The sequence below is a fragment of the Streptomyces purpurascens genome (assembly GCF_045040895.1).
Lineage (GTDB): Bacteria > Actinomycetota > Actinomycetes > Streptomycetales > Streptomycetaceae > Streptomyces > Streptomyces purpurascens.
Window position 1 is genome coordinate 753,773 of sequence record NZ_CP108341.1, and the last position, 26,322, is coordinate 780,094.

The 26,322-nt window shown below is 71.2% G+C and carries 22 protein-coding genes; 10 read left to right on the plus strand and 12 right to left on the minus strand.

Annotation, left to right across the window (positions count from 1 at the left end; genetic code table 11):
• Positions 1-12: 12 nt before the first annotated feature.
• The 6 genes from OHU35_RS03475 to OHU35_RS03500 are packed head-to-tail and all read right to left on the minus strand — an operon-like array spanning position 13 to position 5,247.
• On the minus strand, positions 13-897 hold the full coding sequence (locus OHU35_RS03475) for an SMP-30/gluconolactonase/LRE family protein (RefSeq protein ID WP_359895679.1): 885 nt from the start codon (positions 895-897) through the stop codon (positions 13-15).
• Positions 898-912: 15 nt separating this feature from the next.
• Positions 913-1,833: a sugar kinase gene (locus OHU35_RS03480; RefSeq protein ID WP_405509165.1), complete on the minus strand. Its 921-nt coding sequence runs from the start codon at positions 1,831-1,833 to the stop codon at positions 913-915.
• A gap of 41 nt (positions 1,834-1,874) precedes the next feature.
• Positions 1,875-2,495, minus strand: coding sequence for a bifunctional 4-hydroxy-2-oxoglutarate aldolase/2-dehydro-3-deoxy-phosphogluconate aldolase (locus tag OHU35_RS03485; RefSeq protein WP_189725096.1), 621 nt, complete (start codon positions 2,493-2,495; stop codon positions 1,875-1,877).
• Between the two features lie 46 nt (positions 2,496-2,541).
• A complete protein-coding gene (dgoD, locus tag OHU35_RS03490) occupies positions 2,542-3,687 on the minus strand; it encodes a galactonate dehydratase (protein ID WP_189725095.1) in 1,146 nt (381 codons plus the stop codon).
• Entirely contained in the window at positions 3,684-4,430 is a 747-nt protein-coding gene (locus OHU35_RS03495; RefSeq protein ID WP_189725094.1) for a FadR/GntR family transcriptional regulator, read from the minus strand. Before OHU35_RS03495 ends, dgoD begins: the two co-directional genes overlap by 4 nt.
• A gap of 55 nt (positions 4,431-4,485) precedes the next feature.
• Positions 4,486-5,247: an SDR family oxidoreductase gene (locus OHU35_RS03500; RefSeq protein WP_359895678.1), complete on the minus strand. Its 762-nt coding sequence runs from the start codon at positions 5,245-5,247 to the stop codon at positions 4,486-4,488.
• Positions 5,248-5,382: 135 nt separating this feature from the next.
• Between OHU35_RS03500 and OHU35_RS03505 the strand changes: the two genes are divergently transcribed.
• Genes OHU35_RS03505 through OHU35_RS03520 form a run of 4 tightly spaced genes read left to right on the plus strand, consistent with a single transcriptional unit; the run spans position 5,383 to position 10,693 of the window.
• Complete coding sequence (locus tag OHU35_RS03505) at positions 5,383-7,422, plus strand: beta-galactosidase (protein WP_405504565.1); 2,040 nt, start codon at positions 5,383-5,385, stop codon at positions 7,420-7,422.
• A gap of 48 nt (positions 7,423-7,470) precedes the next feature.
• Positions 7,471-8,823 (plus strand): ABC transporter substrate-binding protein, encoded by a 1,353-nt coding sequence (locus OHU35_RS03510; RefSeq protein ID WP_405504567.1) that lies wholly within the window; start codon positions 7,471-7,473, stop codon positions 8,821-8,823.
• Positions 8,820-9,764 carry a carbohydrate ABC transporter permease gene (locus tag OHU35_RS03515; RefSeq protein WP_189725091.1) on the plus strand — a complete coding sequence of 315 codons (945 nt, stop codon included), beginning with the start codon at positions 8,820-8,822 and terminating at the stop codon, positions 9,762-9,764. The genes OHU35_RS03510 and OHU35_RS03515 overlap by 4 nt, the downstream gene beginning before the upstream one ends.
• Positions 9,761-10,693 (plus strand): carbohydrate ABC transporter permease, encoded by a 933-nt coding sequence (locus tag OHU35_RS03520; protein WP_405504570.1) that lies wholly within the window; start codon positions 9,761-9,763, stop codon positions 10,691-10,693. The genes OHU35_RS03515 and OHU35_RS03520 overlap by 4 nt, the downstream gene beginning before the upstream one ends.
• Positions 10,694-10,756: 63 nt before the next feature.
• Here OHU35_RS03520 and OHU35_RS03525 read toward each other — a convergent pair whose 3' ends face one another.
• Positions 10,757-12,778, minus strand: a complete 2,022-nt coding sequence (locus OHU35_RS03525; protein ID WP_405504572.1) for a glycoside hydrolase family 2 protein — start codon at positions 12,776-12,778, stop codon at positions 10,757-10,759.
• A gap of 112 nt (positions 12,779-12,890) precedes the next feature.
• Between OHU35_RS03525 and OHU35_RS03530 the strand changes: the two genes are divergently transcribed.
• Together OHU35_RS03530 and OHU35_RS03535 are read left to right on the plus strand one after the other, a co-directional pair.
• Positions 12,891-14,168: a cellulase-like family protein gene (locus tag OHU35_RS03530; protein ID WP_405504574.1), complete on the plus strand. Its 1,278-nt coding sequence runs from the start codon at positions 12,891-12,893 to the stop codon at positions 14,166-14,168.
• Positions 14,169-14,297: 129 nt separating this feature from the next.
• Complete coding sequence (locus OHU35_RS03535; protein ID WP_405504576.1) at positions 14,298-16,496, plus strand: endonuclease; 2,199 nt, start codon at positions 14,298-14,300, stop codon at positions 16,494-16,496.
• Positions 16,497-16,526: 30 nt separating this feature from the next.
• On the opposite strand, the gene OHU35_RS03540 is transcribed toward OHU35_RS03535, so the two are convergent.
• Together OHU35_RS03540 and OHU35_RS03545 are read right to left on the minus strand one after the other, a co-directional pair.
• Positions 16,527-16,940: a cytidine deaminase gene (locus tag OHU35_RS03540; protein ID WP_189725086.1), complete on the minus strand. Its 414-nt coding sequence runs from the start codon at positions 16,938-16,940 to the stop codon at positions 16,527-16,529.
• Positions 16,941-16,968: 28 nt separating this feature from the next.
• Positions 16,969-18,168, minus strand: coding sequence for a nuclear transport factor 2 family protein (locus tag OHU35_RS03545; RefSeq protein ID WP_189725085.1), 1,200 nt, complete (start codon positions 18,166-18,168; stop codon positions 16,969-16,971).
• A 53-nt stretch (positions 18,169-18,221) separates the two neighbouring features.
• On the opposite strand from OHU35_RS03545, the gene OHU35_RS03550 reads away from it, so the two are divergent.
• Positions 18,222-19,181 (plus strand): LysR family transcriptional regulator, encoded by a 960-nt coding sequence (locus OHU35_RS03550; RefSeq protein ID WP_189725084.1) that lies wholly within the window; start codon positions 18,222-18,224, stop codon positions 19,179-19,181.
• Here the strand turns inward: OHU35_RS03550 and OHU35_RS03555 are convergent.
• Positions 19,135-19,668, minus strand: coding sequence for a kinase (locus OHU35_RS03555; protein WP_189725446.1), 534 nt, complete (start codon positions 19,666-19,668; stop codon positions 19,135-19,137). The two genes, OHU35_RS03550 and OHU35_RS03555, sit on opposite strands and share 47 nt — an antisense overlap.
• A gap of 98 nt (positions 19,669-19,766) precedes the next feature.
• Entirely contained in the window at positions 19,767-21,173 is a 1,407-nt protein-coding gene (locus OHU35_RS03560; RefSeq protein WP_405504579.1) for a short-chain fatty acyl-CoA regulator family protein, read from the minus strand.
• A 376-nt stretch (positions 21,174-21,549) separates the two neighbouring features.
• Here OHU35_RS03560 and aceA point away from each other — a divergent pair, with 376 nt between their 5' ends.
• The 3 genes from aceA to OHU35_RS03575 all read left to right on the plus strand — a co-directional run bounded on the left by aceA (position 21,550) and on the right by OHU35_RS03575 (position 25,396).
• Positions 21,550-22,833: an isocitrate lyase gene (aceA, locus tag OHU35_RS03565; RefSeq protein WP_189725082.1), complete on the plus strand. Its 1,284-nt coding sequence runs from the start codon at positions 21,550-21,552 to the stop codon at positions 22,831-22,833.
• A 98-nt stretch (positions 22,834-22,931) separates the two neighbouring features.
• On the plus strand, positions 22,932-24,530 hold the full coding sequence (gene aceB / locus OHU35_RS03570) for a malate synthase A (protein ID WP_405504582.1): 1,599 nt from the start codon (positions 22,932-22,934) through the stop codon (positions 24,528-24,530).
• Complete coding sequence (locus OHU35_RS03575) at positions 24,527-25,396, plus strand: 3-hydroxybutyryl-CoA dehydrogenase (protein ID WP_405504584.1); 870 nt, start codon at positions 24,527-24,529, stop codon at positions 25,394-25,396. Before aceB ends, OHU35_RS03575 begins: the two co-directional genes overlap by 4 nt.
• 99 nt (positions 25,397-25,495) lie before the next feature.
• Here the strand turns inward: OHU35_RS03575 and OHU35_RS03580 are convergent, their stop codons facing one another.
• A complete protein-coding gene (locus tag OHU35_RS03580; protein ID WP_359895664.1) occupies positions 25,496-26,167 on the minus strand; it encodes a TetR/AcrR family transcriptional regulator in 672 nt (223 codons plus the stop codon).
• Positions 26,168-26,322: the final 155 nt, after the last annotated feature.

Below are 26,322 nucleotides of genomic sequence, written 5' to 3' on the forward strand. Positions count from 1 at the left end.
CGGCCGCCGCCCTCAGCTCCGGCCCCGCCAGGAGCAGGCCGCGGTTGCCCTCGCCTGCACGGGGACACTGAGCACCGCGCCGGAGGCCGGGGTCGGGCTCGCGACCCCGTACCGGGCCGTGGTGACGAAGAGGCGGGTGCCGCCGGGGTGCAGGCAGACCGAGGTGGGGTGCGGGGCGGGCACCGTCAGGGTCTGGAGCAGACGGCCGTCCGGGTGGTACCGGCGGACCGTGCCGGCGCCCCACATCGCGACCCACAGGCAGCCCTCGTCGTCGACGGTCATTCCGTCGGGGCCGCCCTCGGCCTCGCTCAGACGGGCAAAGGTCTCCGGGTCGCCCCCAAGGTCGCCCGAGACCAGGTCGATCCGGCAGCGGAGGATCGTCCCCGCGGCCGTGTCGGCGAGGTACAGGGTCGTGCCGTCGGCGGTGAAGGCCGGACCGTTGGCGATGGTCAGGCCGTCGAGGACGCGTACCACCGTGCCGTCGGGGTCCGTTCGGTAGAGCGAGCCCGCGCCATGGGTGCCGTCGTAGGCCATGCTGCCGGCCCAGAAGCGCCCGGCGGGGTCCGCGACGCCGTCGTTCATCCGGCTGGGGCGCGGAGTGCGGTCCTCGGGGCGGTCCAGCCATTCCAGCACGCCGTCGGGGGTGAGCAGCGCCATGCCGGTGCCCGCGGCGGCGATCCAGGTGCCCGGCCGGTCGGCCACGGGGGCGACGGCGCCCAACGGCACGTCGAGTCGGGCCAGTTGGCGTACGGTCGGCCCGTCGTCATCGCGCAACTCGAACAGCCGGCCGCTGAGGATGTCGACGTACACGTACCGGCCGTCGACCCAGCGGCCGCCCTCGGCGAGTTCGTATCCCCCGTCCACCAGAACCGCCGTGGGCGCTGCCGTGGATGTCATGTTCTGCCTCCTGGGTCAGCGGATGGTCGTGCCGTCGGGCTGGTCGAACAGGCCGAGTTCGTCCTGTGTCGGCAGGCCTTCCCAGTCGCCCCGGGTGGCGACGGCGAAGGCCGCGGTGGTGACGGCCCGGTGCAGACGGGCGGGCACGTCCGCGTCGTCGAGGAGTCCGGACAGGTATCCGGCCACGAAGGCGTCGCCCGCGCCGACCAGATCGACGGCGTCGACCCGGCGAGCGGCGCGGTCGGTCGCCCCCTCGGCGGTGAAGCCGGTCGCGCCGCGTGCGCCGCGTTTGACGACCACCTCGCCGACACCTGCGGACAGGAGACGGTGCACGGCCTCCGACTCGCCCGCGTCGGGCCGTTCCAGCACCAGCGGCAGCTCGTCCTCGGAGGCTATGAGCAGGTCGGTGTGGGTCAGCAGCGGCCTGAGGGCGGTGCGGGCCCGGTCGTGGGACCACAGCCGGGAGCGGTAGTTGACGTCGAGGCAGACGGTGATGCCGGCGTCGTGAGCGGCCGCGGCGGCGGCCTGGACCGCCTCGGCCGCCGACGGGCCGAGGGCCGGGGTGATGCCGGTCAGATGCAGGACGCGGGTTCCGGAGGCCAGTGCGGGCAGGACGTCGGCCGGTGAGACGGCCGAACCCGCCGAACCGGCGCGGTAGTAACTGACACGTGTGAGTGTGCCCAGGCGCGGTTCGGTCAGCAGCAGTCCTGTGGGCCGGCCGGTGTCGTCGACGGCCGCGTGCTCGGTGTCGATGCCCTCGGCGCGCAGCGTGCGCAGCACCAGTGCGCCGAGTTCGTCCGCACCGACCCGGCCGGCCCAGCGCACCCGGTGCCCGAGCCGGGCGAGGCCGATGGCGACGTTGGACTCGGCTCCCGCCACGGACAGTCCGAGACTGCCGCCCAGCCGCAGCGCGCCCTGGGCCCGGAGCGCCGCCATCGTCTCGCCGAAGGTCACCACTTCCGGTGCGGCCGACGCCGTCACGGCCCCTCCCCCGCTACCACCATGCGGAACTCGGCCGCGCGGGCGCGGAGTCGACCTACGTCACCGCCGTCGGCCGCGTCCCCGACGAGCGGTGAGCCGACGCCGACGGCGATGGCGCCCCGGTCCAGGTACGCGCGGGCGGCCGACGCGTCCACACCCCCGACAGGGACGAAGGGCACCTCGGGGAACGGGTCGCGCAGGGCCCGCAGATAGCCCGGTCCGCCGAGGGAGCCGGGGAAGAGTTTGATCGCGTCGGCTCCTCGCGCGAGGGCGACCTCGATCTCGCTCGGGGTCAGGGCGCCCATGAGTACGGGTACCCCGTACGGCTCCAGTCCGTCGACCAGCGCCGGGGTGACGAGGTAGGAGGCACCGGCGTCGACGGCGCGGGCGGCGTCCGCGGCCGAGCGCACGGTGCCGGCGCCGAGCAGGGCGTCGGGGCCCAGGTCGGTGCGCGCCTGCCTGATCACGGTCAGGGCGTCGGCGGTGGTCAGTGAGACCTCGATGGCGGCGACGCCTTCCTCGGTGAGGGTGCGTACGGTGCGCAGGGCCGCGGCGGGATCCTTGCCGCGGACGATCGCCAGCAGGCGGTGGGCTCGGAGCGATTCCACCAGGTTCATGGCAGCGGGCTCTCCTTGTGCGTGGGGTGCGGCAGATTCGACGGTGTCACCACTCGGTGAACGCCCCGTCGGCTCCCCGCCATACGGGGTTGCGCCAGCGGTGTCCGGTCTCGGCGGCGCGGCGTACGGCCTTCTCGTCGATCTCGACACCGAGACCCGGACGGGATCCGCGGACGGCGTAGCCGCTCTCGAAACGGAAGGGTTCGGGGTCCATCACGTACTCCAGCAGGTCGCACTGCTGGTTGTAGTGGATGCCCATGCTCTGTTCCTGGATGAGGAAGTTGGGCACGGAGAAGGCGATCTGCAGGCTGGCGGCGAGGGCGATCGGGCCGAGGGGGCAGTGGGGGGCCATGGCGACATCGTGTGTCTCGGCCATGGCCGCGATGCGGCGGACCTCGGAGATGCCGCCGGCGTGCGACAGGTCGGGCTGGGCGACGGCGATGCCGCTGGCCAGCACCTCGCGGAAGTCCCAGCGGGAGTACAGGCGTTCGCCGGTCGCGAGCGGGATGTTCGTGGACTCGACCAGGCTGCGCAGGTGGCCCGAGTGTTCCGGCAGGACGGGTTCCTCGACGAACAGCGGGTGCAGTGGTTCGAGGAGGGGCAGCAGGCGGCGTGACATGGCGGTGGAGACGCGGCCGTGGAAGTCGACGGCGATGTCCCGCTCGTCGCCGAGCACCTCGCGGACGGCCGCGACGCGTTCGACGACCTCGGCGGTGCGTGCCGGGGTGTCGATCGGGGCGAGTTCGGCCGAGGCGTTCATCTTCACGGCGGTGAAGCCGGCCTTCATCTGTTCCTCGGCGAGCTCCGCCACGTCGCTCGGCCGGTCGCCGCCGATCCAGGCGTACATCCGGACGCGGTCCCGTACCGGGCCGCCGAGGAGGCGGTGCACGGGGGCGCCGTAGGTCTTGCCGGCGATGTCCCACAGTGCCTGGTCGATTCCGGCGACGGCGCTGGAGAGGATGGGGCCGCCGCGGTAGAAGCCGCCCTTGGTGAGGACCTGCCAGTGGTCCTCGATGCGCAGCGGGTCGCGGCCGACGAGGTAGTCGGCCAGTTCGTGGACGGCGGCGCGCACGGTGTCGGCGCGGCCCTCGACCACGGGCTCGCCCCAGCCGGTGATGCCCTCGTCGGTGGCGATGCGCAGGAACAGCCAGCGCGGAGCCACCAGGAATGTCTCAAGTCCGGTTATCTTCAAGGAGTTTCCTTCGGCAGCGTGTCGGTCGCGGCGTCGTCGTGGTCTTCCCCTGCCCGTACGGCCGCCAGGTCGTCGGAGGCCTGGGCCAGGAGTGACGCGACGGCGGCCACGGCGGCGTCCGGGTCGCCCGCTTCGACCGCGTCCAGCAGTTCCCGGTGCACGGGTATGGAGTCGGAGAAGTGCCGGGCGCCGTGCACGATCCGGTCGCGGACCCGCAGCCCGGCCTCGATGACGACCTCCATGCGGCTCAGCAGTTCGTTGTGGGCGGCGTCCAGCAGGGCACGGTGGAAGGCCAGGTCCGCCTCGACCATGGCGTCCGCGTCCGTCCCCGCCGCCGCCATCGCCTCGAGCGCCTGCCGCATCGCGTCCAGGTCGGACGGCGTGCGGCGGGCCGCGGCGAGCCGGGCTCCGGCGGGCTCGACTATCGCGCGCACCTCGGCAAGGTCCTCCAGGAAGCCGTCGGTCGGAGCGCTGCTGCCCTGCCAGCGCAGCAGGTCGCTGTCGAGCAGGTTCCAGTCGGCCCGGGGCCGGATGGTCGTGCCGCGCTTCTGCTTCGACTCGAGCAGGCCCTTGGACGCCAGCACCCGCATCGCCTCGCGGACCACGGTCTTGCTGACCCCGAGTTCCGTCTCGAACTTGACCGGGTCCACCACGGAGCCCGGAGGGTAGTCGCCGCGGATGATGCGCCGGCCCAGCTCCTCCACGGCCTGGCCGTGCAGCCCTTTACCGGGATGGGTCACCACGTTCTCCGTTTCCGCTCCGGTCCTTGTCGCTGATACCGCGCACCGTACGCGCCGCTCACGAGGACTCCTTCATGACGCTCCATCCTCCATCGACCACCAGAGCGGCCCCGGTCACGAAGGAGGCGTCCGCCGACGCCAGGAAGGCGACCGCGGCGGCCACCTCCTCCGGCCGCCCGAACCGCTTGGCCGCCGTGGCTGCCACGCTGCGCGCCCGGTCGGGCTCCGGGATCCCCTCCCAGGCGGCGGTGAGGATGGGTCCGGGCAGCACGGTGTTGACCCGGATGTCCGGCCCGTACTCGACGGCCAGTTGACGGCCCAGCGCGCACAGGGCGCCCTTCGCGGCGGCGTAGGCGGCGTGGCCCGGCAGGCCGATGACCGCGTGCACCGAGGAGGTGAGGACGACCGACCCCGAGGACTGCCTCAGCAGGGCCGCGAAGGTCTTCATCGCCCGCCAGGCCGGTTTGAGCAGCACGGCCATCTGGCCGTCCCACTCGGTCTCGCTCAGTTCGTGGGCGGGCTTGTTCAGCTGGGCGAAGGCGTTGCTGTGCAGCACGTCCAGCCGTCCGTGGCACTCCTCGACATGGCGGCCCAGGTGCTCCCAGTCGGCCGCCGAGGTCACGTCACAGCGCAGGTACTCCGCGCGTCCCCCGCCGGCCTCGATGTCCGCGACGACCGTCTTGCCGGCGGTGTCGTCCACGTCCGTGACCACGACCGTCGCGCCCTCGGCCGCGAGTCTGCGCGCCGTGGCCGCGCCGATCCCGTGCGCCGCGCCGGTGATCACCGCCACGCGCCCCGCCATCCTGCGGCATTCCGCCATCGTGCGCCTCTCCCCTTGTACGCCTGCACCCGTCCACTGCCTGCACCTGTCCCGGTGCTCGCACCATCCTAGCTGTTTCAATTAATAATGGATATATCTTGACGGGGCGGCGATGACGCTCCAAGACTGACCGCCATGCGACAGACAGACTCAGTGCCGATCGACGCCCGGCGGCGCCTGCGCCCGGCCGGCATCGCCTGCGGCGGCGACTACAACCCCGAGCAGTGGCCCGAGGAGGTGTGGGCGGAGGACGTCGCGCTGATGAAGGAGGCGGGCGTCTCCCTGGTGACGGCCGGGATCTTCTCCTGGGCCAAGGTGGAGCCGAGGCCCGGTGCCTACGACTTCGACTGGTTCGACCGGGTGATGGACAACCTCGCCGGCGCGGGCGTGGCCGTGTGCCTGGCCACGATGACGGCGTCCCCGCCGCCCTGGCTGTCCCGGCTGCACCCCGAGATCCTCCCCGAGACCGCCGACGGCCGCCGGATGTGGCCCGGCGGACGCCAGCACTACTGCCCTTCCAGCCGCGTCTACCGCGAGCACGCCGTGCGCCTGGTCGAGCGACTGGCCGCCCGGTACGCCGACCACCCCGCGCTGGAGATGTGGCACATCGGCAACGAGTACGGCTGCCACACCCCGATGTGCTGGTGCGACGAGTCGGCGGCCGACTTCCGGCGCTGGCTGTCCGAGCGGTACGGCGACGTCGACGCCCTCAACGACGCCTGGTCCACGGCCTTCTGGGCACAGCGCTACGAGAGCTTCGACGAGGTGCTGCCGCCCCGGCTCGCGCCGACCTTCCCCAACCCCGCCCAGCAGCTGGACTTCGCCCGGTTCTCCGACGACGCGCTGCTGCAGTGCTACCTGGCGGAGAAGGAGGTCCTGCGGCGGATCACCCCGGACGTGCCGGTCACGACGAACTTCATCGGTGTGCACAAGCCCGTCGACGCCTTCCGATGGGCCGCCGAGGAGGACGCCGTCTCGGTCGACGTCTACCAGGACCCGCACGACGAGAACACGCAGGTCTCGGCGGGTTTCATCTTCGACGTCACGCGGTCCGCCCGGGCCGGTCAGCCGTGGATGCTGCTGGAACAGGCCCCCAGCGCGGTCAACTGGCGCGACCGCAACGGGCCCAAGCCGCCGGGGCGGATGCGGCTGTGGAGCTGGCAGGCGGTCGCCCAGGGCGCCGACGCGGTGCTGTACTTCCAGTGGCGCCAGTCCCGGGGCGGCGCCGAGAAGTACCACTCGGCGATGGTCCCGCACGGCGGCACCGGCACCCGCGTCTTCCGTGAAGTGAGCGAGCTGGGCCACGAGTTGGCATCCGTGCCGCGGATCGCCGGCACCCGGTCCACCGCGGACGTCGCCCTGGTGCTGGACTGGAACAGCTGGTGGGCGCTGGAACTGGACTCGCACCCGTCCACCGCACTGAACCAGATGGAGATCGCGCTCGCCCATTACCGGCCGCTGTTCGAAGCCGGCGTCAACTGCGACGTCGTACCACCCGACCGCGACCTGTCCGGCTATCGCCTGGTCATCGCACCCAACCTGTACCTGCTCAAGGAGCGGGACGCCGAACGCCTCACCGATTTCGTACGCGGCGGCGGCCATCTGCTGGTGTCGTTCTTCTCCGGCATCGTCGACGACTGCGACCGGGTGCACTCGGGGGGATACCCCGCGCCCCTGCGCGAGGTGCTGGGCCTGCGCGTCGAGGAGTTCTGGCCGCTGGCGGAGCAGGACACCGTCGACGTCCGGCACCCGGACGGCACGGTCAGCCGCGCCGACCTGTGGACGGAGGCCGTCGTGCCCGAAGGGGCGCGGGCGGTGGCCGAGTTCGGCTCCGGCCCGCTGGCGGGGCAGCCGGCCGTCACGCGCCACTCCTTCGGCGAGGGACAGGCGTGGTACGTCGCGACGCGCCTCGCACCGGAGGCCATGCGCGCCCTGACCGACGACGTGTGCCGTGCGGCGTCCGTAAGCCCCGTGCTCCCCGGACTTCCCGAGCACGTCCAGGCGACCGCGCGCGAGGGCGACGGCGGACGATTCGTCTTCCTGCTCAACCACGGTCGGGAAGAAGCCGAGATCCAGCTGCCCGAGCCGATGACCGACGCCCTGGCCCCGGGGGCGATCCCCGCCGACCGCCTCACGCTGCCGGCAGCCGGAGTAGCCGTACTGAGCAAGCCATGAACACCTGCCGAGCCGCACTGGGCACACCGTAGAGCCAAAGGGACACACATGGACACCTCAACACCATCAAGGAGAGCCGTTCTCCGGTGGGGCGCCGGGACGGCCGCGGCGCTCACCGCCGCCCCCGCGCTGACCGCCTGCGGCCAGACCCTGGGAGCCGCCCGCACCACCGCACAGGCACCCACGCGCCGCGGCCAGAAGGTCAGGCTCGTCTTCTGGACCTGGGTGCCGATGCAGAAGACCGTCGACCTGTGGAACCGCACGCACCCCGACATCCAGGTCGAGATGCAGACCATCCCCCAGAACGTGACGGGCGGCTACCAGAAGATGCACGCCTCGCTGACGGCCGGGAACCCTCCCGACCTGGCGCAGGTCGAGTACCACGAGCTTCCCAGCTTCATGCTGGTCAACGGCCTGACGAACCTGAGCGAGTACGGTGCCGACGAACTGCGCGACAGCTATGTGCCGTGGCAGTGGCAGCAGGGCGTCTTCGACGGCAAGGTGTACACCGTTCCTCAGGCGTCCGGCCCGATGGGACTCTTCTACCGCCGGGACCTCTTCGCGAAGTGGGGCATCGAAACGCCCGCCACCTGGGCCGGGTTCGAACAGGCCGCCCGCGTGGTCAAGGCCCGCGGCAACGGGGCCAGGCTGTGCGCGTTCGCGCCCAACCAGCCCACCTGGTTCGCCGCGATGTGCTGGCAGCGTGGCGCCCGGTGGGTGCGTACCGAGGGCGACACCTGGGTCGTCGACATGGACGACGCGCACTCCCACGAGGTCGCGGAGTACTGGGAGAGGATGGTCCGCGACGACCTCGTCTTCGTCGAACCCGACATGTCCAACGCCTGGTACAAGCACGTCCAGACCGGACAGATCTCCGCCTGGATCGGTCCGCAGTGGGGCGACGCTCTGCTGCGCGGCAACGCACCGGGCACCGCCGGAAAGTGGCGGGTCGCCCTGCTGCCCCAGTGGAAAGCGGGACAGAACGCCTCCGCCAACTGGGGCGGATCGTCCACCGCGATCCTCCAGGGCACCCGGCACCCGCGCGAGGCGCTGGAGTTCGCGCACTGGATCAACACCGACCGCCGGGCCGTCGACCTGAACATCTCCGTCGGCTACGGCTGGCCCGCGGCAGCCGGCGTCTTCCGCGGATCGGCGCTCGACAAGCCCGACCCGTTCTTCGGCGGGCAGCGGTACAACGACGTGTTCACGGTGTCCGACCGGGCGATCGACACCTCCTGGAAGTGGTCCCCCACCACGGATGCCGACTTCGCCCAGCTCCAGGACGCCTTCGGCGCCGCCATCGACGGAGAGGGCAGCCTCACCGGTGCTCTGGCCGACGCCCGGAAAAGCACCGTGGACAACCTGCGGGCGAAGGGCCTGAAGGCAAGGAGCGCGCGATGAGCACCACGATCAACCGCACGAGGAAGTCCGTACCGGGCAGCCGGCGCTCCGCTCGCCCCGACCGGGCGGCATGGGGGTTCCTGCTTCCCTTCGTCGCCCTCTTCCTGTTCACCTTCGTCCTTCCCCTCGGCTACGCGGTCTACCAGAGTCTGCTCACACCGGTCCGCTCCGGCCCGCTGGGCCTCGGCCCGGCCACCCTCGGCTTCGCCGGACCGGACAACTACGCCCTCGCCCTTCAGCAGTCGGCCTTCCTGGAGAGCTTCGCGCGGGTGCTGCTCTTCGGCGTGGTGCAGATCCCCGTGATGCTGCTGCTGTCCACCGCGCTGGCACTGGCACTCGACACCCTCTCCCACCGCTGGGCGGGCATCCTGCGTGCCGCCTACTTCCTGCCGTACGGCGTCCCCGGCGTCATCGCCTCGATCCTGTGGGGCTTCCTGTACGTGCCCGGCGTGAGCCCGATCACCGACCTGCTCGGCAGGGTCGGGCTCACGCCCGACTTCCTCGGCTACGACACCGCGCTGTGGTCCATCGCCAACATCGTGATCTGGGAGTTCGCCGGCTACAACATGCTGGTGATCGTCGCCCAGCTCAAGGCGATCCCTCAGGAGCTCTACGAGGCCGCCCGCATCGACGGGGCCGGTGCGTGGCAGACGGCGATGCGGATCAAGTTGCCGCTCGCCCGGCCGGCCCTGGTGCTCACCGGCGTGTTCTCCATCATCGGAACGCTCCAGCTGTTCGCCGAACCGCTGGTCATCAAACCGCTGACCCCGGCAGTCACCACCTCGTACACACCGAACCTGAGCGCGTACAACGAGGCGTTCGCCAACAACAACATCTACCTCGCCGCTGCCGAGTCGGTGATCCTCGCACTGGTGGCGAGCGTGCTGTCCTTCGGCTTCCTCAGCCTGGTGAACCGCAGGGAAGGAAGGGATGCACGGTGAGCGTGTCCACACCCCGTACCGAGGAGCCGACAGCCGCCTCCGCCCACGTTCCACAGCCCGCCGGTCGAGGCCGTGACAACGGTCCGCGCCCTGGCCCGAAGCCCTCGCGGATCCTGCTGGTCGCCCTGCTGACCGCCGCGGCGCTCTACTTCCTGCTGCCCGTCTACTGGCTGGTGGTGGCCTCCACCAAGAGCAGCGCCGGCCTCTTCGGCACCTTCGGACTGTGGTTCTCCGACCCGCGGTGGCTGGACAACCTGTCGAAGGTCTTCTCCTACGGCGACGGCATCTTCTGGAGCTGGACCTGGAACAGCGTCCTGTACGCGGGGGTGGGCGGTGCGCTGGCCACCCTGCTCGCGGGCGCCGCCGGCTACGCCCTTGCCGTGTACCGGTTCCGAGGCCGGGAGGCGGTCTTCAAGGTCGTACTCGCCGGTGTGCTGCTCCCCAGTACCGCGCTCGCGCTGCCGCTGTACCTGCTGTTCAGCAAGGTGGGCCTGGCCAACACCTACTGGGCGGTGCTGATTCCCAGCATCGTCAGCCCGTTCGGGGTGTATCTGTGCCGGATCTACGCGGAGGCCGCGGTGCCGGCCGAGATGCTGGAGGCGGCCCGCGTCGACGGCGCCGGCGAGTGGCGGATCTTCGGCACCCTCGTGCTGCGCACCATGACACCCGCGCTCGTGACCGTCTTCCTCTTCCAGTTCGTCGGCATCTGGAACAACTACTTCCTGCCGCTGGTCATGCTCTCGGACGACCGCAAGTACCCGATCACCCTGGGCCTGACGACCTGGCAGGCGGCGGCCAACCGCATTCCCGAGCTCAACCAGCTCACGGTGGGCGGAGCGTTCCTCTCGATCCTTCCGCTGGCCGCGGCGATGCTCGTCCTGCAGCGTTACTGGCGGTCGGGCCTGACCCAGGGCAGCGTCAAGGGCTGACACACACCGTGGCCCGTGTCCGGCGGGGGACGCCGGACACGGGCCACGGTGTGTGTCAGGCGCCTACGACCTGGGATTGACCGCCTTGCGGAACGCGTCGTGGACGAGCTTGGGCCGCTCCTCGGCGAAGGTGAGCAGGCCCATGACGGAGATTCCGTTGTAGGACTGGTTGTACCCGGCCCGCTGCTTGTAGTCCTTGAGGACCCAGTAGGTGAAACCCGCGACGAACTCGCTGCGCTCGGCCACCTGGGTCCAGTGAGCGGTGAAGCGGGCCGCCTGCCACTCCTCCGTGCCCTCGGTGGTGTCGGGGCCGTGGGTGCCGGCCACGGCCCAGGTGCCGTTCTCGGTGATCAGGATCGGCTTGCCGGGGTACTTCGCGTGCACCGCGTCCAGCGTCGGGCCCAGGTCGGCGTCCTCGCCGTAGAAGTAGCCGAAGTACTCGTTGAACCCGATCACGTCGGCGAGGTCGAAGGCGGGGTCGTTGCTCGTGTTGGAGGCCCAGGTCACGGGGCGGGCGGTGAGGTCGACCGCCTTCACCGCCGCCTTCATGTCGGCGAGCCAGGCGCGGTAGACCGGCGCGCCGTCGGGGTCGATCTCCGACTCGTTCTGCAGGCACCAGAGGATCACCGACGGGTGGTTGTGCTGGTTCCACGCCATGGTCAGGGCCAGGGCACGGGCGAGGCCGTAGCGCTCGGTCTGCAGCTTCTCCTGGGCGGTGTTGAGCCACATGGTGTCGATGTCGTCCATCACCAGCACACCGTGCTCGTCCGCCCAGTCGTAGACGTACGGGTGACGGTTGTAGACGCAGTTGCGGATGAAGTTGGCGCCCACTGCCGTGATGTGGCCCAGTTCCCGGTCGTACTCGGCGGGCGTCATCGCCCTGCCGTGCGCGGCCGTCTCCTCGTGCCAGTTGAGGCCCTTGAGGAAGAGGGGCTTGTCGTTCAGCCGCAACCGCGCGTCGTCGATGGTCAGTTCGCGTATGCCGTAGCGGGTGGAGAGCGTGTCCACCCGGGGGCCCGAGGGCCTCCCGGCGGTCAGAGTGGCGCGGGCGGTGAGGGTGTGCGGCGAGGCCGGGCTCCATCGCGGGGCGCGGGGCACGCTGACCGAGACGCGTACGACGCCGGCGGAGCGGGCCGCGATCCGGGCCGCGACCACGGCCAGCCGGGCACCGCTCCCCCGGCCGGGATCCAGGGTGAGCCATCCGTCGAAGTCGGAGTCACCGTGGTTCTCGACGACCGCGCGGGCCTCGACGCGCCCGTTCGCTCCGGCCACGAGCAGCTTGGCGACGCTGACCCGCGGAACCGCCTCGATCCAGGCCGAGCGGGTCAGGCCCGCGTAGGGCCAGTAGTCGACGGGCTTGTACGGGATCTCGCGGTCGTCGGTGACCGGCTGGGGAGTCGTCGCCGTGTAGTCGGTGTAGCTCGCCCGGCGGAAGACCCGCACCGCGAGCGTCTGGCGCGTGCCGGGCCGGAGCGCCCCGCCCACCGGAAGGGCGAAGGGCGAGTTGGCGCCCTCGTGCTTGCCGAGGTGTACGCCGTCGAGCCAGACCTCGGCGCTGTAGCCGGCGGCCAGGAAGGCGATGCGCACGTGCCGGGCACGCCAGGACGCGGGAACGTCGACGACGGTGCGGTACAAGGCATGGCCGTCGGCGAACGCCGTGCCCTTGCCGAACGGGGCGGTCTGGGAGCCGAATCCGGGCGTGTCCAGCAGGTCCCAGGCCGACGGCACGTCGACGAGACCCCACGTCCGGTCGTCGAAGTCCGGGGACTGCCAGCTCTCGCCGAGCCCCTGGTCGCGGGGGGCGAAGCGGAAGCGCCATCGCCGGTCCAGGGACAGGTACTCCCGGGTCGGCTCATGGGTGCGCCAGCCGTCGAACGCGGGGAGCACGACGCCGTACTGGAAGACGACGTTGGTACCGCCGACATCGCGCACGTGGGTACCGGAGGGCTCGGTGGCGGGGTGGGTGTCGAGGACCGGGCCGCCGGCGGCGTGCGCCTTGCTCGGCCAGGCCGGCAGGGCGACGAAGCCTGCCGCGCCGAGTGCGGTGACGACGGTTCGCCGGGACGGGTGGGTGGGTGGGGTCATGGCGGGGCTCCTCGGGGCGCGCGGGCGTTCGTTCGCCCATGAGCCTGGACAGCCCCTCCACCCCTGTCAAGGATTATTCATAATTAATGAATTGTGGGTTAGCGTGGCTCCCATGACCTCACACCGACAGGCCCCCACGGACCGACTCGCCATCACCCTGTGGGACTTCAGCTGGTACACGCAGGCGGGCCCCGGCGAACCCTTCGCCGACCTCGACCGCGCCTTCACCGAGGCCGTGGAGCGGGGCTTCAACACCGTGCGCGTCTGCGCCATGCCCTTCCTGCTGTTCTCCGGACGCGTCGACACCCCGGAGTCGCTGCGGGTCCGAGGCCTGGGCGAGCGGTTCGGACAGCGCACCCGCTGGTACAACGTGCGCGGCGGCTACCCGCTGGACGGCCGGCGGCGGCTCGTCGAGCTGTTCGAGGCGGCCGCCCGGCACGACTGCAAGGTGATCGTGTCGTCGTGGGAGTACCAGCAGTCCCCCAGCTTCGCCGACACCGACGTCTGGCACCGCGCCCTGGCGGAGGTCCCAGGACCGGACCGGGCCGAGGCGGTGGCCGAAGCGCTCGCCGGGCTCCTGGACTTCCTCACCGAGCGCGGTCTCGCCGACCGTGTCGCCTACGTCGAGGTGCACAATGAGGTCGACAACTGCTCCCTGGTACCGAGCGACGGCGGCTCCACCCACTACGCCCGGCTGCGCGGCCCCCTCGAACGCGCCGTGAAGCTGCTGCGGGCACGCCACCCCGGTATCCCCGTCACCTACTCGCTCGGCGAGCCCTGGCCGGACGAACTCGACGACCTGCCGGAGCAGGCGCAGATCGCGCACTTCCATTTCTACGCCTACGGCGTGCTCGGCGCGCTGTACCAGGCGGTGGGGCTCGGCCACGGCACCGAACCGGCACCGCGGACGGCCTCATGGCCCACTCCCGCACTGGCCGCCATGCTGCGGCCCGACGCCCCCGCCTTCGCCGACCACCAGCCGGACGAACCCTGGCGACTGGCGGCGACCGGCATCCCGCGCGAACTCTTCTACGCGCACGACTGGGTGGACCCCGACCGCTGGGACCTGTGGCTCTACGAGAACTATTCGGCCCACCGGGACGCCATGCGCGAGACGCTGGCCCAGTGGGTCGACTCCGTCGCCGGCTTCGCCCGTCACCGCGACATCCCCGCCGTCCTCGGCGAAGGCGTGGTGGGGTACACCCCGCTGCTGACACGCTTCGAGGAGGATGCCGTCGGCAAGGACATCGCGGAGTTCGTCGTGGATCGCTGCCTCGCGGCGGGCTTCCGAGGCGTCGTCCTGACATCCAACGCGGCCCCTCACCACCCCATGTGGCAGACCGACCAGGAGTGGATGCGCCGGGTGAACGGCCGTATCACCGCGAGCTGAACGCGAGCACCTTTCACCCCTTTTGCGCATGTATCTCACGTCTGAAAGCATCGGTATCAGTAAGGCTTGCCGAGAAGCAGCGCGTCTCGGATACCACCGCCCCGATCAAGACAGGCCAGGAGGCGGATCATGGCCACGGCCGAACTCGCTTCGGAACGAGAATCGGACTATCTGTCGCAGCTGACGATGGCCGCAGCACGCTACGCGAACCGCACCGAGCAGCGTGAAAGAAACCAGTCCGTCCTCGAGACGCGTGGCGTGCTGTACGCGGACACCCCCGAGCGGGTCGAGAAGCGGCTGGCACGTCTCGGCGCCGACTGGGCCATGGCGCGGGCGATCGAGCGGACACCGACCGAACCCGCCAGCGGCGCGGGAAGCACCCTGGGCCTGCCCCCGGAGGGCTTCACCAGTGAGGCGCTGGGGCTGGAGCGCCTCATCGGGCGCAACAACCTCACCCCGGTCGCGTTCCTGGAGGAGGGCGTCCAGGTCTCGCGCTCGGTCGGCCGGATCACCATCAGCGGACCGGGGGGCGGGCACGGCACGGGCTTCATGGTCTCCCCCTCCCTGCTGCTCACCAACAACCATGTCCTGGGCGACGCGCAGGAGGCCGGCCGCAGCAAGGTCGCCTTCGCCTTCCAGGACGGCGCCGACGGCAACCCGCTCGTACCGGCGGTCTTCCAGCTGGAGCCGCTCCGGTGCTTCGTCACCGACCGGGCACTGGACTACACCCTCGTCGCGGTGGCCCCACGCGGTGTGCAGGGCGAGGCGTTGTCCTCGTTCGGCCGGCTGATCCTCAGTGAGGCGCAAGGCAAGGCCGTCATAGGGGAGTTCGTCAACATCATCCAGCACCCGAGAGGCGAGCCCAAGCAGATCGCGCTGCGTGAGAACCAGATCGTCGACGTGCTGGAGCGGTTCCTGCACTACGAGTCCGACACCCGTGAGGGGTCCTCGGGTTCTCCGGTCTTCAACGACCAGTGGGAAGTCGTCGCACTGCATCACTCGGCCGTTCCGAAGACCGATGCCGAGGGCCGGCCGCTGAGCGTCGACGGCACGGTGTGGCGGCCGGACATGGGCGAGCAGCAACTGGCCTGGCGGGCCAACGAGGGGGTGCGGATCAGCCGCGTGCTGCGGTCCCTGCACGAGGCACCGCTGACCGGCGAGGCGGCACAGCTGAGGGACGAGGTGTTCACCACGGAACTCGACCCGTCTCCCGAGAAGAACACGCCGACGATGCCGTCCTTCACCGGCAGGCCCACCCTGGCGGGTGCCAACGGTTCACCGGCCGGGGCTCAGTTTCACGCGGCCGACGGTTCCGCTGAGCTCGTCCTCCCGCTGCGGATCACCCTCGAACTCGACACCTCCTCACTGCCTTCGGCCACCCTCGCGGCTCCCCTGCCCGCACTCGCGCCGACACCGCGGGCCGCGCCGCAGCCGCCTCCGGCCGGGCGACCGGACGTCGTCTCAGCGGTCGGGAAGGACGTCGACGCGGCCCTGGTCAACCACCGGTTCGCCCGGGAACGTCCCTACTACGACCGGACCGCGGACGCCGCCGCACGCGCCGCGTACTACGCGAACGTCCGCACCGACGACGGCGACGCGCTGCGCCGCGCGCTGACGGCGCTGCTGGCCGAGACCCATGCACCCAGGCCCAGGTACAAGCCGATGCGGCTGGTCTACCCGTGGGTCGACCTGCACAAGGACGGGCGGCTGCGCAGCATCTACTCCGGCCAGCCCTTCTCCGCCGAGGAGCTCATCCGGGCCGACGCGGCCGTGGAGGAGGCCCGGCTGGCCCGCGAGCAGGAACTGCTGTTGCGCGAGCGGACGGCGGGACCGGCGGAATTCGAGGCCGAGTTCCGCGCGCTGGAGGCGTCCCTGCCGTTCAACTGCGAGCACGTGGTGCCGCAGTCGTGGTTCCACGAGAAGGAGCCCATGCGGGGCGACCTGCATCATCTGTTCACGTGCGAGGCCGGCTGCAACAGCTACCGCAACAACTTCCCGTACTTCGACTTCCCCGACTACGAGGAGACCGTCCGGGACGCGTGCGGGAAGCGCGAGAGCGTGGGATTCGAGCCGGAGAAGTGCAGGGGCGTGGTCGCCCGTGCCACCCTGTACTTCCTGTTGCGCTACCCGGGCCAGATCGGCGACGTCGCGCAGGAGTTCCCCGAAGACCGGCTGCCCGTCCTGCTGCGGTGGCACGAGAGCGAGGCAGTCACCGAGTACGAACTGCACCGCAACGCGGCCATCGCGGAGATACAGGGCAACCGGAATCCGCTGATAGACCATCCCGAGTGGGCCCACGCGATCGACTTCTCCGGAGTCTGGCCCTGAGCCCCGCGTCAAGTCACGCCGAACGGCGCTCTACTCGGCGTCGTCCTGGTGGTCGGCCCAGACATAGCTTTCGGGGAGCAGGTCGGTGATACGGACGGTTCGGACGCGGTCGCCCTCGCCGACGATGACCTTGACGGCGGGAAAGTAGTCGAGAAGGACCTGACGGCACCGGCCGCACGGAGGGACGACCCCTCGGTCGCGGTCTCCCACGGCGACGATCGTGTCCAAGTCGTAGACCCCCTGGGCGGCTGCCGCCCCGATGAGGGCCAGCTCGGCGCAGGGGCCTCCCGTGAAGTGGTAGACGTTCACCGCCGTGACGATCCGCCCGTCCTGAGCGCGGGCCGCGGCCGCCATGGTGTGGTTGTCGCCACGGCAACGGGTGCGGGCGATGTCAGCTGCGGCCTTGATGAGTTCGTGGTCGACGTGGTGCATCTGAGTGGTCATGGTCTCTGCCTTCGTCAGGAAAGGATCCTCACGAGTGTCGGTGATAGGCCTTGTTGGCGATGCGCCAGCCGTGGTCGGCACGGACCAACAGGAAGATGTCGGTGAACAGGTCAACGCCGTGCCGCAGCGTCATGGTGGCCGTCGCGACCGTGCCGTGGACGTCGACGGCGTCGACACGACGGGAGCGGGCCGGTTCGTCCGGGGCCGGCCGGCCCGGGAAGAGAGCGCAGTACTCGTCCAGGCGCCACGAGACGAACACCCCGTCCCGGATTCCCTCGATGTGCGCGGTGGGCAGGAACGCCTGGCGAAAGTGGGAGGGGTCGCCGGTGGCGTGCCCGCGCATGTAGGCGCGCAGCGGTTCGAGCACGGCGTCCGCCACGGCGGGGGCCGTGGCGGCAACGGTGATGTCGGCCTCGGGGTCGGCGGGAGTGCCGGCCAGGCCGGCCGCGCTGCGCAGCGGGGTGTTCGACGCGGCGGCCAGCAGAGCCATGTCCTTGGCCAGCGCACCGATCGTGAATTCGGCCGTGACAGCGGCCGATTCGCCGGTGAGGAAGGGCCTCTTGGCGGTCACGAGTCCGCCGAGCCGGCCGAGTTCGAGGACGTCCAGCACCTGGCCGCGGGGCAGGCCGAGGGCGTCGGCCTGCCGCAGTGAGTCGCGCAGCGCGAGGACGGCACCGGCGAGACTGTGGTTGGCGATCAGCTTGAGCGCGGCGGCGGTGGGGGCGTCGTCGACGCGCCGCACGGTGCCCAGCGTTGCCAGAACCGGCCGGACGCGGTCGACCGCGTCGTGGTCACCAGCGGCGAGGATCCGCAGCGCGCCCGCGGCGGCAGCCGGCACGGATCCGAGCACGGGCGCGTGGACGTAGGAGGGGCCGAGTCGCCCGGCCAGCTTCGACGCTTCGGCGGGGGCGACGGTGCTGGTGTTCAGCACGATCGTGTCCGTGCGCAGCACGTCACGGACCTCGTCGAGGACCTGCCGGCAGGCCGGGCCGTCGAACAACGAAAGAAGCACGAGGTCGGCCTTCGCCACGGCCTCGTTCGGATCGGCGGTCGTCTCGACGGCGCCTGCCGTGCGCCCTGAGCGGGTCCAGCCGACGACGTTCCAGCCCTGGGCCGTCAGGCGGGTCGCCATCGCGTCGCCCATGCGCCCCAGGCCGAGGACGGCGATCGTGTGTGGTGTGGTCATGCGCGCCAGAATTGTGCACCGCGTCGGCTGCGACAAGCGCATACTTCGCAGCCCTGCCCTGCGGAACTCGCATATCCGCCGGGCATACTGGCGCCATGGAGTTGACGGTGTGGCGAACCTTCGTGACCGTGTGCCGACTGGGGTCGCTGTCGGCGGCGGCCGCCGAGCTCCATCACACGCAGTCGGCCGTCTCCCGGCAGATCGCCGGACTGGAGCGGCAGCTCGGCGTGCCCCTGATGGAACGCCATGCGCGCGGCGTCCGTCCGACGCCCGCCGGTGAGGTGTTCCGGCGCCACGCCCTGACCACGCTCAACGAGGCCGACCGTGCCGTTCGCGCCGCGCGAGACGCCCATGACGGGGCGTTCAAGCGGCCGCTGGCCGTAGGTGCGACACCTTCTCTGGCCACGGGGATCGTGCCCGAGGCCATCCGGGCGTTGTTGCGGGAGACCGGATCCGTCCGGTGGAGTCTGCTCCCCGCCCTGAGCCCGGATCTGCACCACCGCGTGGTCGACGGCGATCTCGACATCGCCGTCGTCACCGACGCACCGCCGGGGCTGCCCCAGGACCCGCGGGTCGAACGGCGGTTCCTCGGGCTGGACGACATGGTCGTGGCACTGCCCGTCGACCATCCGCGGGCCGGGCGCGGCCCGGTGCACATCCACGCCCTGGCCGACGAGACGTGGGCCGAGGACAACGACGGCTCGGCGGCGCTCCTGCGCCAGCACGCCGCCCGCGCCGGGGTCAGCGCCCGCATCGACCTCGTCGCGGCCGATCTGCCCGGCAAGCTGGCCCTGGTCGCGACCGGTCACGCCATCGCGCTCATACCCGGCGTGCTGACGCGCGCCCTGCGGACCGACGTCACCACGGTCGACCTCGTCGACCCCCCGGCCCGCGGCCTCTACACGATCACACCACGCCGCGACCCGCACCCCTGCGCGGCGTCCCTGCTCGACCACCTCGCCACGGCGTTCACCTCGATCCGTGGGGCGGCGGCCCGAGCCGCGCCGCTCAGCGGTCCACTGCGGGCAGGCGGTCCAGACCGGTCTCGAGCATGATGCGATCGACGGTCTCGTGCAGGGCGCTGCCGGCGCCGATGACGCTCTCGGTCCCGCCCGGCAGCAGATCGAGCGGCCGGTGCCAGTCGCGCAGCTGTGCCTCGCTGACCTCGTCGGCGATCGGTTTGGTGGCGTGCCGGGCGAGGGTTTCGGCGAACGGTACGTCCAGGTAGTAGCCGTGGGTCGGGCCGCGGTGGTCGGCGCTCAGCCGGGCGAGCATGTCGCCGTAGCGGTCGGCGTAGAGGATGCCTTCGACCACGACGTGGAATCCGGCGTCCAGCGCGTAGCGGGCCGTCAGGTCGATCAGGCCGATGTTCGCGGCGCCGGGCCGGTCGCGCTCGCGCAGGACGATGCGGCGGAGGTTGTCCTGGCCGACCAGGGCCAGGCCGCGGCCGAACCTCTCGCGGAGTGCGGCCGCGACGGACGACTTGCCCGAGGCGCTGTTGCCGCGCAGGACGACCAGCCGGGTTTCTTCGGTGCCCACCATCACGGCGGTCACGTTACCGACGGCGCCCCTTCGGGTTTCGGTGCCGGCACACGCGATGTGGCGCCGTACCGACCAGCACAAGGGCAGGACCCCGGGCGTCACATCGGCGGACCCGCCACCGGATACGGCACGAACGTGCTGCTGTTCTGGTCGATCCGCAGGGCGCGGCCCAGGGGCGGCACCGCGCGTTGGGGGCATTCGAGGCGTTCGCAGACGCGGCAGCCCATGCCGATGGGAGTGGCGGCCGAGGCGTTGGCGAGGTCGAGGCCGTCGGAGTAGACGACCCGCTGGGCGTGGCGGATCTCGCAGCCGAGGCCGATGGCGAAGGTCTTGCCGGGTTCGCCCCAGCCGCCGCGGTGCCGGGTGACCGCCCGGGCCGTCCACAAGTACCGCTGTCCGTCGGGCATTTCGGCGATCTGGACGTGGATGCGGCCGGGGGCGGCGAACGCCTCGTAGACGTTCCACAGCGGGCAGGTGCCCCCGGCCCTGGAGAAGTGGAACCCCGTGGCCGACTGCCGCTTGGACATGTTCCCGGCCCGGTCCACGCGGACGAACGAGAAGGGCACCCCGCGCAGCCGGGGCCGTTGCAGGGTGCTCAGCCGGTGGCAGACCGTCTCGTAGCCGAGGCCGTAGCGGTCGGTGAGGCGTTCGATGTCGTAGCGGAACTCCTCGGCCGCCGTGTGGAAGGCGGTGTAGGGGAGGATCAGGGCGGCGGCGAAGTAGTTGGCGATGCCGATCCGGGCCAGGGCGTGGGTGGGGGAACCGGCCGGGAAGTCCTCGGCGGCATGGCGGTCGAGTTCGTCGCCGTAGGCGAGCAGGGCGAGCTGGATGGCCATCCGGAACGCCCGCTGTCCCGGGCGGAGGCGGGCCGACAGGTGGAGGGTGCGGGCGGCTTCGTCGTAATGGTGCAGCCGGTCGCCGGTGGTGGCGGCCAGGCGGACGCCGTGGCCGTCGGCGAGTCTGGCGGTCAGGGCCCGGACGACCTCGCCGGGCCGGATGCCGATCTCCCCGGCGAGGTGTTCGGCCGCGAGGTCGGTCTCGTGCAGGTAGTTCTGGCGGCGGTAGAAGAAGTCCCGGATCTCCTCGTGGGGTGAGGACGCCACGCCCTGGCCCCCGGAGCGGCCGTCCGCGGCTCCGGCGAGCCGCTCGGACAACCGCTGGTTGCGGCGGCCGAGGTCGAGCAGGACCTGGGCGACCTCGGGCATCCGGGAGGCCAGTTCGGCGAGGTCGTTCGGGGACACCCGGGCCTCGGCGATCTCACCCGACAGCGTCTCGCGCAGATCCGCCAGCAGCCGGCTCGTGTCCCGCTCGGAGAAGAAGCCCGGGTCGACGCCGAAGGCTTCGGTCAGCTTCAGCAGGACCGGGACGGTGAGGGGCCGGGAGTCGTGCTCCATCTGGTTCAGATAGCTGGGCGAGATCGCCAGCACGCGGGCCAGTTCCGCCTGGCTCATCCGGCGCTCCTCGCGCAGCCGCCGCAGCCGCGCGCCCGCGTAGATCTTGCCCACCTTGCTCCGCCCTCCCCTGAGACGTCCGTCAGCGTACGCGACAGAGAGCCGTAGCGACCCTTCGCAAAGTTGGCAAACACACCCGCGAAGATTCGCAGAAGTTGGCACTCGTCCACCCTTGATGGCACTGAGTGCCACTGCCAGAGTCTCAGTGCGGCCCGCCGGACCTCCGGCAACGCAGGCTCTGCACCGGGCACGATCCATGCCCTGACGTCGGAGATCCCGGCAGCAGACAGCGCTTCCGGGCAAGCATTGCTCAGCTCCGCCCCACGGCAGGCAGGCGGGCCGCACTCCAGACAGAGACACACAGTGCCATCCCGCGCAGCGACGAGGCGAGGGTTGGCACCCCGTACATACCGAGGAGACGGTGACAGTCATGGCAGAGGCGAGGACGCAGGCGGCCGAGGAACTCGCGCGGCGCTGGGCCACCGATCCCCGGTGGCAGGGCATCGAGCGCACCTACACCGCCGAGGACGTCGTACGACTGTCCGGCAGTGTCCGGGAGGAGCAGACCCTGGCCCGGCGCGGCGCCGAGCGGCTGTGGCGCCGGCTGCACGAGCGGGACTACGTCCACGCCCTCGGCGCCCTCACCGGCGGCCAGGCCGTGCAGCAGGTCAAGGCCGGGCTCCAGGCCATCTACCTCTCCGGCTGGCAGGTCGCCGCCGACGCCAACCAGGCCGGCCACACCTACCCCGACCAGAGCCTGTACCCGGCCAACTCCGTGCCCCAGGTGGTGCGTCGGATCAACAACGCGCTGCTGCGCGCCGACCAGATCGCCACCGCCGAGGACGCCGGCGACACGACCGACTGGCTCGCCCCGATCGTGGCCGACGCGGAGGCCGGGTTCGGCGGTCCGCTGAACGCCTTCGAGCTGACCAAGGCGATGATCGCCGCCGGCGCGGCCGGCATCCACTACGAGGACCAGCTCGCCTCGGAGAAGAAGTGCGGTCACCTCGGCGGCAAGGTCCTCGTGCCGACCTCCCAGCACATCCGCACCCTGAACGCCGCCCGGCTCGCTGCCGACCTCGCCGATACGCCCACGGTGATCATCGCCCGCACCGACGCGCTCGCCGCGAACCTGCTCACCAGCGATGTCGACGAGCGCGACGCCGAGTTCGTGACGGGTGAGCGCACGGCGGAGGGCTTCTACCGGGTCCGCAACGGCATGGCGCCGGTCATCGCCCGCGGCCTGGCCTACGCCCCCTACGCCGACCTCATCTGGGTCGAGACCGGCACCCCGGACCTCGCCCAGGCCCGCGAGTTCGCCGAGGCGATCCACGCCCGGTACCCGGACCGGATGCTGGCGTACAACTGCTCGCCGTCCTTCAACTGGAAGGCCGCGCTGGACGACGACCAGATCGCCAAGTTCCAGCGCGAACTGGGTGCCATGGGCTACAAGTTCCAGTTCATCACCCTGGCCGGCTTCCACTCCCTCAACCACGGCATGTTCGACCTCGCCCGCGGCTACGCCGAGCACGGCATGACCGCCTATGTCGACCTCCAGGAGCGGGAGTTCGCCGCGCAGGCGCAGGGGTTCACCGCCGTCAGGCACCAGCGCGAGGTCGGCACCGGCTACTTCGACCTGGTCTCCACCGCCGTCAACCCCGCCTCCTCCACGACCGCGTTGTCCGGTTCCACGGAAGAGGAGCAGTTCCACTAGGCCGTCCTCGAGGACGCCGTCCGGTCCCCCCGGCCGAGTGGGGGTCGTGCCACCGTCCCGGTGCGACCCCCGCTCTCCTCCCTCCCTCAGGAGCACCCATGTCCACCAGCGCACTGACCCACCACGTCCGCGTTCTCGCGGCTCCGGGCGACCGGCACCACGAGATCCTCACGCCCGCCGCCCTCGACTTCGTCGGCCACCTGGCCGCGGCCTTCGGCGAGCGCCGGCGGTCGCTGCTGAAGGAGCGCCGCCGGCAGGCCCTGCGCCTGGCGAGCGGCTCCCCGCTCGAGTTCCCCCTGGTCACCTCCGCCGTCCGCACGGACCCGGCCTGGCGGGTCGCGCCGCCCGCGCCCGGCCTGGCCGACCGGCGGGTGGAGATCACCGGCCCACCAGAGCGCCGTATGACGGTCAACGCCCTGAACTCCGGTGCCCAGGTCTGGCTGGCGGACTTCGAGGACGCCACCTCCCCCACGTGGGGCAACATCGTCGGCGGCCAGCTCAATCTGCTCGACGCCATCGAGCGCCGGATCGACTTCACCACCCCCGAGGGCAAGGAGTACCGGCTCAAGGGCCGCGAACAGCTCGCCACCATCGTCGTCCGCCCCCGTGGCTGGCACCTCGACGAGGAGCACCTGGAGTTCGACGGCCGGCCCGTAACCGCCGCCCTCGTGGACTTCGGGCTGTACTTCTTCCACTGCGCCCAGCGGCAGATCGACGCCGGTCACGGCCCGTACTTCTACCTGCCGAAGCTGGAGAACCGCTACGAGGCCCGCCTCTGGAACGACGTCTTCGTCTTGGCCCAGGATCTGCTCGGCATCCCCCGGGGCACCGTCCGCGCCACCGTTCTCATCGAGACGATCACCGCCGCCTTCGAGATGGAGGAGATCCTCCACGAACTGCGCGAGCACAGCGCGGGGTTGAACGCGGGCCGCTGGGACTATCTGTTCAGCCTGATCAAGACGTTCGGCCACCGCACCGACTTCCTGCTGCCGGACCGGGCCCAGGTCACGATGACCGCGCCCTTCATGCGGGCCTACACCGAGCTGCTCGTGCGCACCTGCCACCGGCGCGGTGCCCACGCCATCGGCGGCATAGCCGCCCAGGTCCCCGGCAATGACCCGGCCGCGAACGAGGCCGCCCTCGCCAAGGTCCGCCTCGACAAGGAACGTGAGGCGGAGGACGGCTTCGACGGCTCCTGGGTCGCCCACCCCGGGCTGATCCCCGTCTGCCGGGAGGTCTTCGACGACGTCCTCGGCGAACGCCCCCACCAGCTCGACCGCACGCGCGACGATGTGGAGGTCACTCCGGCGGACCTGCTGTCGGTGCGCCGGATCAGCGGACCGCCGACCGCCGAGGGCGTCCGCACCAACCTCGCCGTCGCCCTGCGCTACTTCGCCGCCTGGCTGCGCGGACAGGGCGCCGTCGCGCTGTACGGCCTGATGGAGGACGCGGCGACCGCCGAGATCGCCCGGGTGCAGATCTGGCAGTGGCTGCGGCACCGCGTCATCGACCGGGAGACGGTGCTGCGCCTGCTCGACGACGAGGTCGCCGCGCTGGGCGCCGAGTACCCGTGGGCACCCGTCGACGACATCCGCGCCCTCTTCGAACGGACCGCGCTGACGGGCGAGTTGCCGCTGTTCTTCACCCCGGACGCGTACACGCGGCACCTGGTGAAGCGGACGGAGGCCGGGGCATGAGCGGCGGGATCCGGCGCGTCGGAGTGGTCGGCGGCGGACAGATGGGCGCCGGCATCGCCGAGGTGTGCGCCCGGGCCGGCCTCGACACCACGGTCTGCGAAGTGGACGCGATGGCGGCCCGCGCCGCCCGGGAACGGGTGACGGCATCGCTCGACCGGGCGGTCCGGCGCGGCAAGCTGGAGGAGCCGGCCGCCCGGGACGCGCTCGCCCGTCTGACGTTCACCGGCAGCCTGGAGGATCTCGCCGACCGGCAGTTGGTCGTCGAGGCCGTCGTGGAGAACCCGGGCGCCAAGACCGAGGTCTTCGCCGCCCTCGACAAGGTCGTCGACGATCCCGAGGCGGTGCTGGCCACCAACACCTCCTCCCTGCCCGTCATGCGGCTCGGCATGGCGACCGGCCGCGCGGACCGGGTCGTGGGCCTGCACTTCTTCAACCCCGTACCCGTGCTGCCGCTGGTCGAGGTCGTGACCTCCCTGCACACCTCGTCCCGGACAGCCACCGTCGTGCGGGACTTCGCGGCCGAGGTGCTCGGCAAGACGGTCATCCACTCCCGGGACAGGGCCGGGTTCGTCGTCAACGCCCTGCTGATCCCGTATCTGCTCTCGGCCGTCCGCATGGCGGAGTCCGGCTTCGCCACGGCCTCCGACATCGACAGCGGCATGGAACTGGGCTGCGCCCACCCGATGGGCCCGCTGAAGCTCGCGGACCTGATCGGCCTCGACACGGTCGCCTCGATCGCCGAATCCCTCTACGACGAGTTCAGGGACCCCCTGCACGCCCCTCCCCCGCTGCTCCAGCGGATGGTGGAGGCGGGGCTGCTCGGCCGGAAGACCGGGCGGGGGTTCCACACCTACGACCAGGACTGAGGGCCTGGTACGACGCGGGCTGAGGGGCCCACGGGGTGTCACAGGGGAGGGCGGGAAGCGCGAGTGCGGCGCCTCCCGCCCCGGCATCGTGGCGTCAAATCATGTCGCTGGTCCCGACGCCAGCAGGCCGTTGACCACCAGCGTCGCCAGTGCCTCCGCCGTGGCCGTGAGCTGTTCCGGCGAGGCGGGTTCGGGCCGGCCGAGGCGGCGTGCCAGAGGGACTTCCACCATTCCCGAGACGGGCGGGACGACCGCGAAGAACAGCACGTCCATCGGGATGGGCGCCATCCGCCCCGCGGTCACCAGCCGCTCGATGCCGGGCGCCATGCGCTGCAGCATCGGCGCGATGTAGTGCTCGTACAGGTAGTCCAGCCGCTCGGTGTCCCGGGTGAACTCGCCGACGAAGAGCCGTCCGATCAACGGCTCGTCCACGGCGGTCCGGTAGAAGCCGGTGATGATCCGCCGCAGGGCCTCGGCGTCGTCGACCGCGTCGTCCACCTGCGGCAGGCGCGCGAGCTGTGCTCCCAGCGCGTGGTCCACCACCGCACGCCAGAAGGCCGCCTTGGAGCCGTACCGGTCGTTGATGAAGTTGTGGCTGACGCCCAGGCGACGGGCCAGCTCACGCGCGGAGGCGTGGTCGTAGCCCAGCTCGGCGAAGGCCTCGAGCCCGCGCCGCAGGATGCTCTCCTCCGCGGGAACCGCGGGAGTGTCCGCGCCGGGGCGCCCCGGCCGTCGAGCGGATTCGGCTCTTGCTCCCACGACTGCCTCCATGCGTGCGTCCTGTGCTGCTCTGCTCGTGCTCCGGGCCATCCTAGGGACCCTCCACCACCTTACTTGACACCTGTCAGATTCAGACTAATCTGACGAGTGTCAGACAGTCCGCGAGGCCACTCGGCCGGATCACGTGACGAGCTCCGTCGACGCAG

Coding starts and splice junctions, on each gene's coding strand:
- OHU35_RS03485 (WP_189725096.1), bottom strand. CDS start 2,495: ATGAACCTGGTGGAATCGCTCCGAGCCCACCGCCTGCTGGCGATCGTC.
- OHU35_RS03545 (WP_189725085.1), bottom strand. CDS start 18,168: ATGCGCTTGTCGCAGCCGACGCGGTGCACAATTCTGGCGCGCATGACC.
- OHU35_RS03555 (WP_189725446.1), bottom strand. CDS start 19,668: ATGGTGGGCACCGAAGAAACCCGGCTGGTCGTCCTGCGCGGCAACAGC.
- OHU35_RS03480 (WP_405509165.1), bottom strand. CDS start 1,833: ATGGCGGCGCTCCGGGCCCAGGGCGCGCTGCGGCTGGGCGGCAGTCTC.
- OHU35_RS03515 (WP_189725091.1), top strand. CDS start 8,820: ATGAGCACCACGATCAACCGCACGAGGAAGTCCGTACCGGGCAGCCGG.
- OHU35_RS03575 (WP_405504584.1), top strand. CDS start 24,527: ATGAGCGGCGGGATCCGGCGCGTCGGAGTGGTCGGCGGCGGACAGATG.
- OHU35_RS03535 (WP_405504576.1), top strand. CDS start 14,298: ATGGCCACGGCCGAACTCGCTTCGGAACGAGAATCGGACTATCTGTCG.
- OHU35_RS03525 (WP_405504572.1), bottom strand. CDS start 12,778: ATGACCCCACCCACCCACCCGTCCCGGCGAACCGTCGTCACCGCACTC.
- OHU35_RS03540 (WP_189725086.1), bottom strand. CDS start 16,940: ATGACCACTCAGATGCACCACGTCGACCACGAACTCATCAAGGCCGCA.
- OHU35_RS03510 (WP_405504567.1), top strand. CDS start 7,471: ATGGACACCTCAACACCATCAAGGAGAGCCGTTCTCCGGTGGGGCGCC.
- aceB (WP_405504582.1), top strand. CDS start 22,932: ATGTCCACCAGCGCACTGACCCACCACGTCCGCGTTCTCGCGGCTCCG.
- OHU35_RS03505 (WP_405504565.1), top strand. CDS start 5,383: ATGCGACAGACAGACTCAGTGCCGATCGACGCCCGGCGGCGCCTGCGC.
- OHU35_RS03530 (WP_405504574.1), top strand. CDS start 12,891: ATGACCTCACACCGACAGGCCCCCACGGACCGACTCGCCATCACCCTG.
- OHU35_RS03475 (WP_359895679.1), bottom strand. CDS start 897: ATGACATCCACGGCAGCGCCCACGGCGGTTCTGGTGGACGGGGGATAC.
- aceA (WP_189725082.1), top strand. CDS start 21,550: ATGGCAGAGGCGAGGACGCAGGCGGCCGAGGAACTCGCGCGGCGCTGG.
- OHU35_RS03500 (WP_359895678.1), bottom strand. CDS start 5,247: ATGGCGGAATGCCGCAGGATGGCGGGGCGCGTGGCGGTGATCACCGGC.
- OHU35_RS03580 (WP_359895664.1), bottom strand. CDS start 26,167: ATGGAGGCAGTCGTGGGAGCAAGAGCCGAATCCGCTCGACGGCCGGGG.
- OHU35_RS03550 (WP_189725084.1), top strand. CDS start 18,222: ATGGAGTTGACGGTGTGGCGAACCTTCGTGACCGTGTGCCGACTGGGG.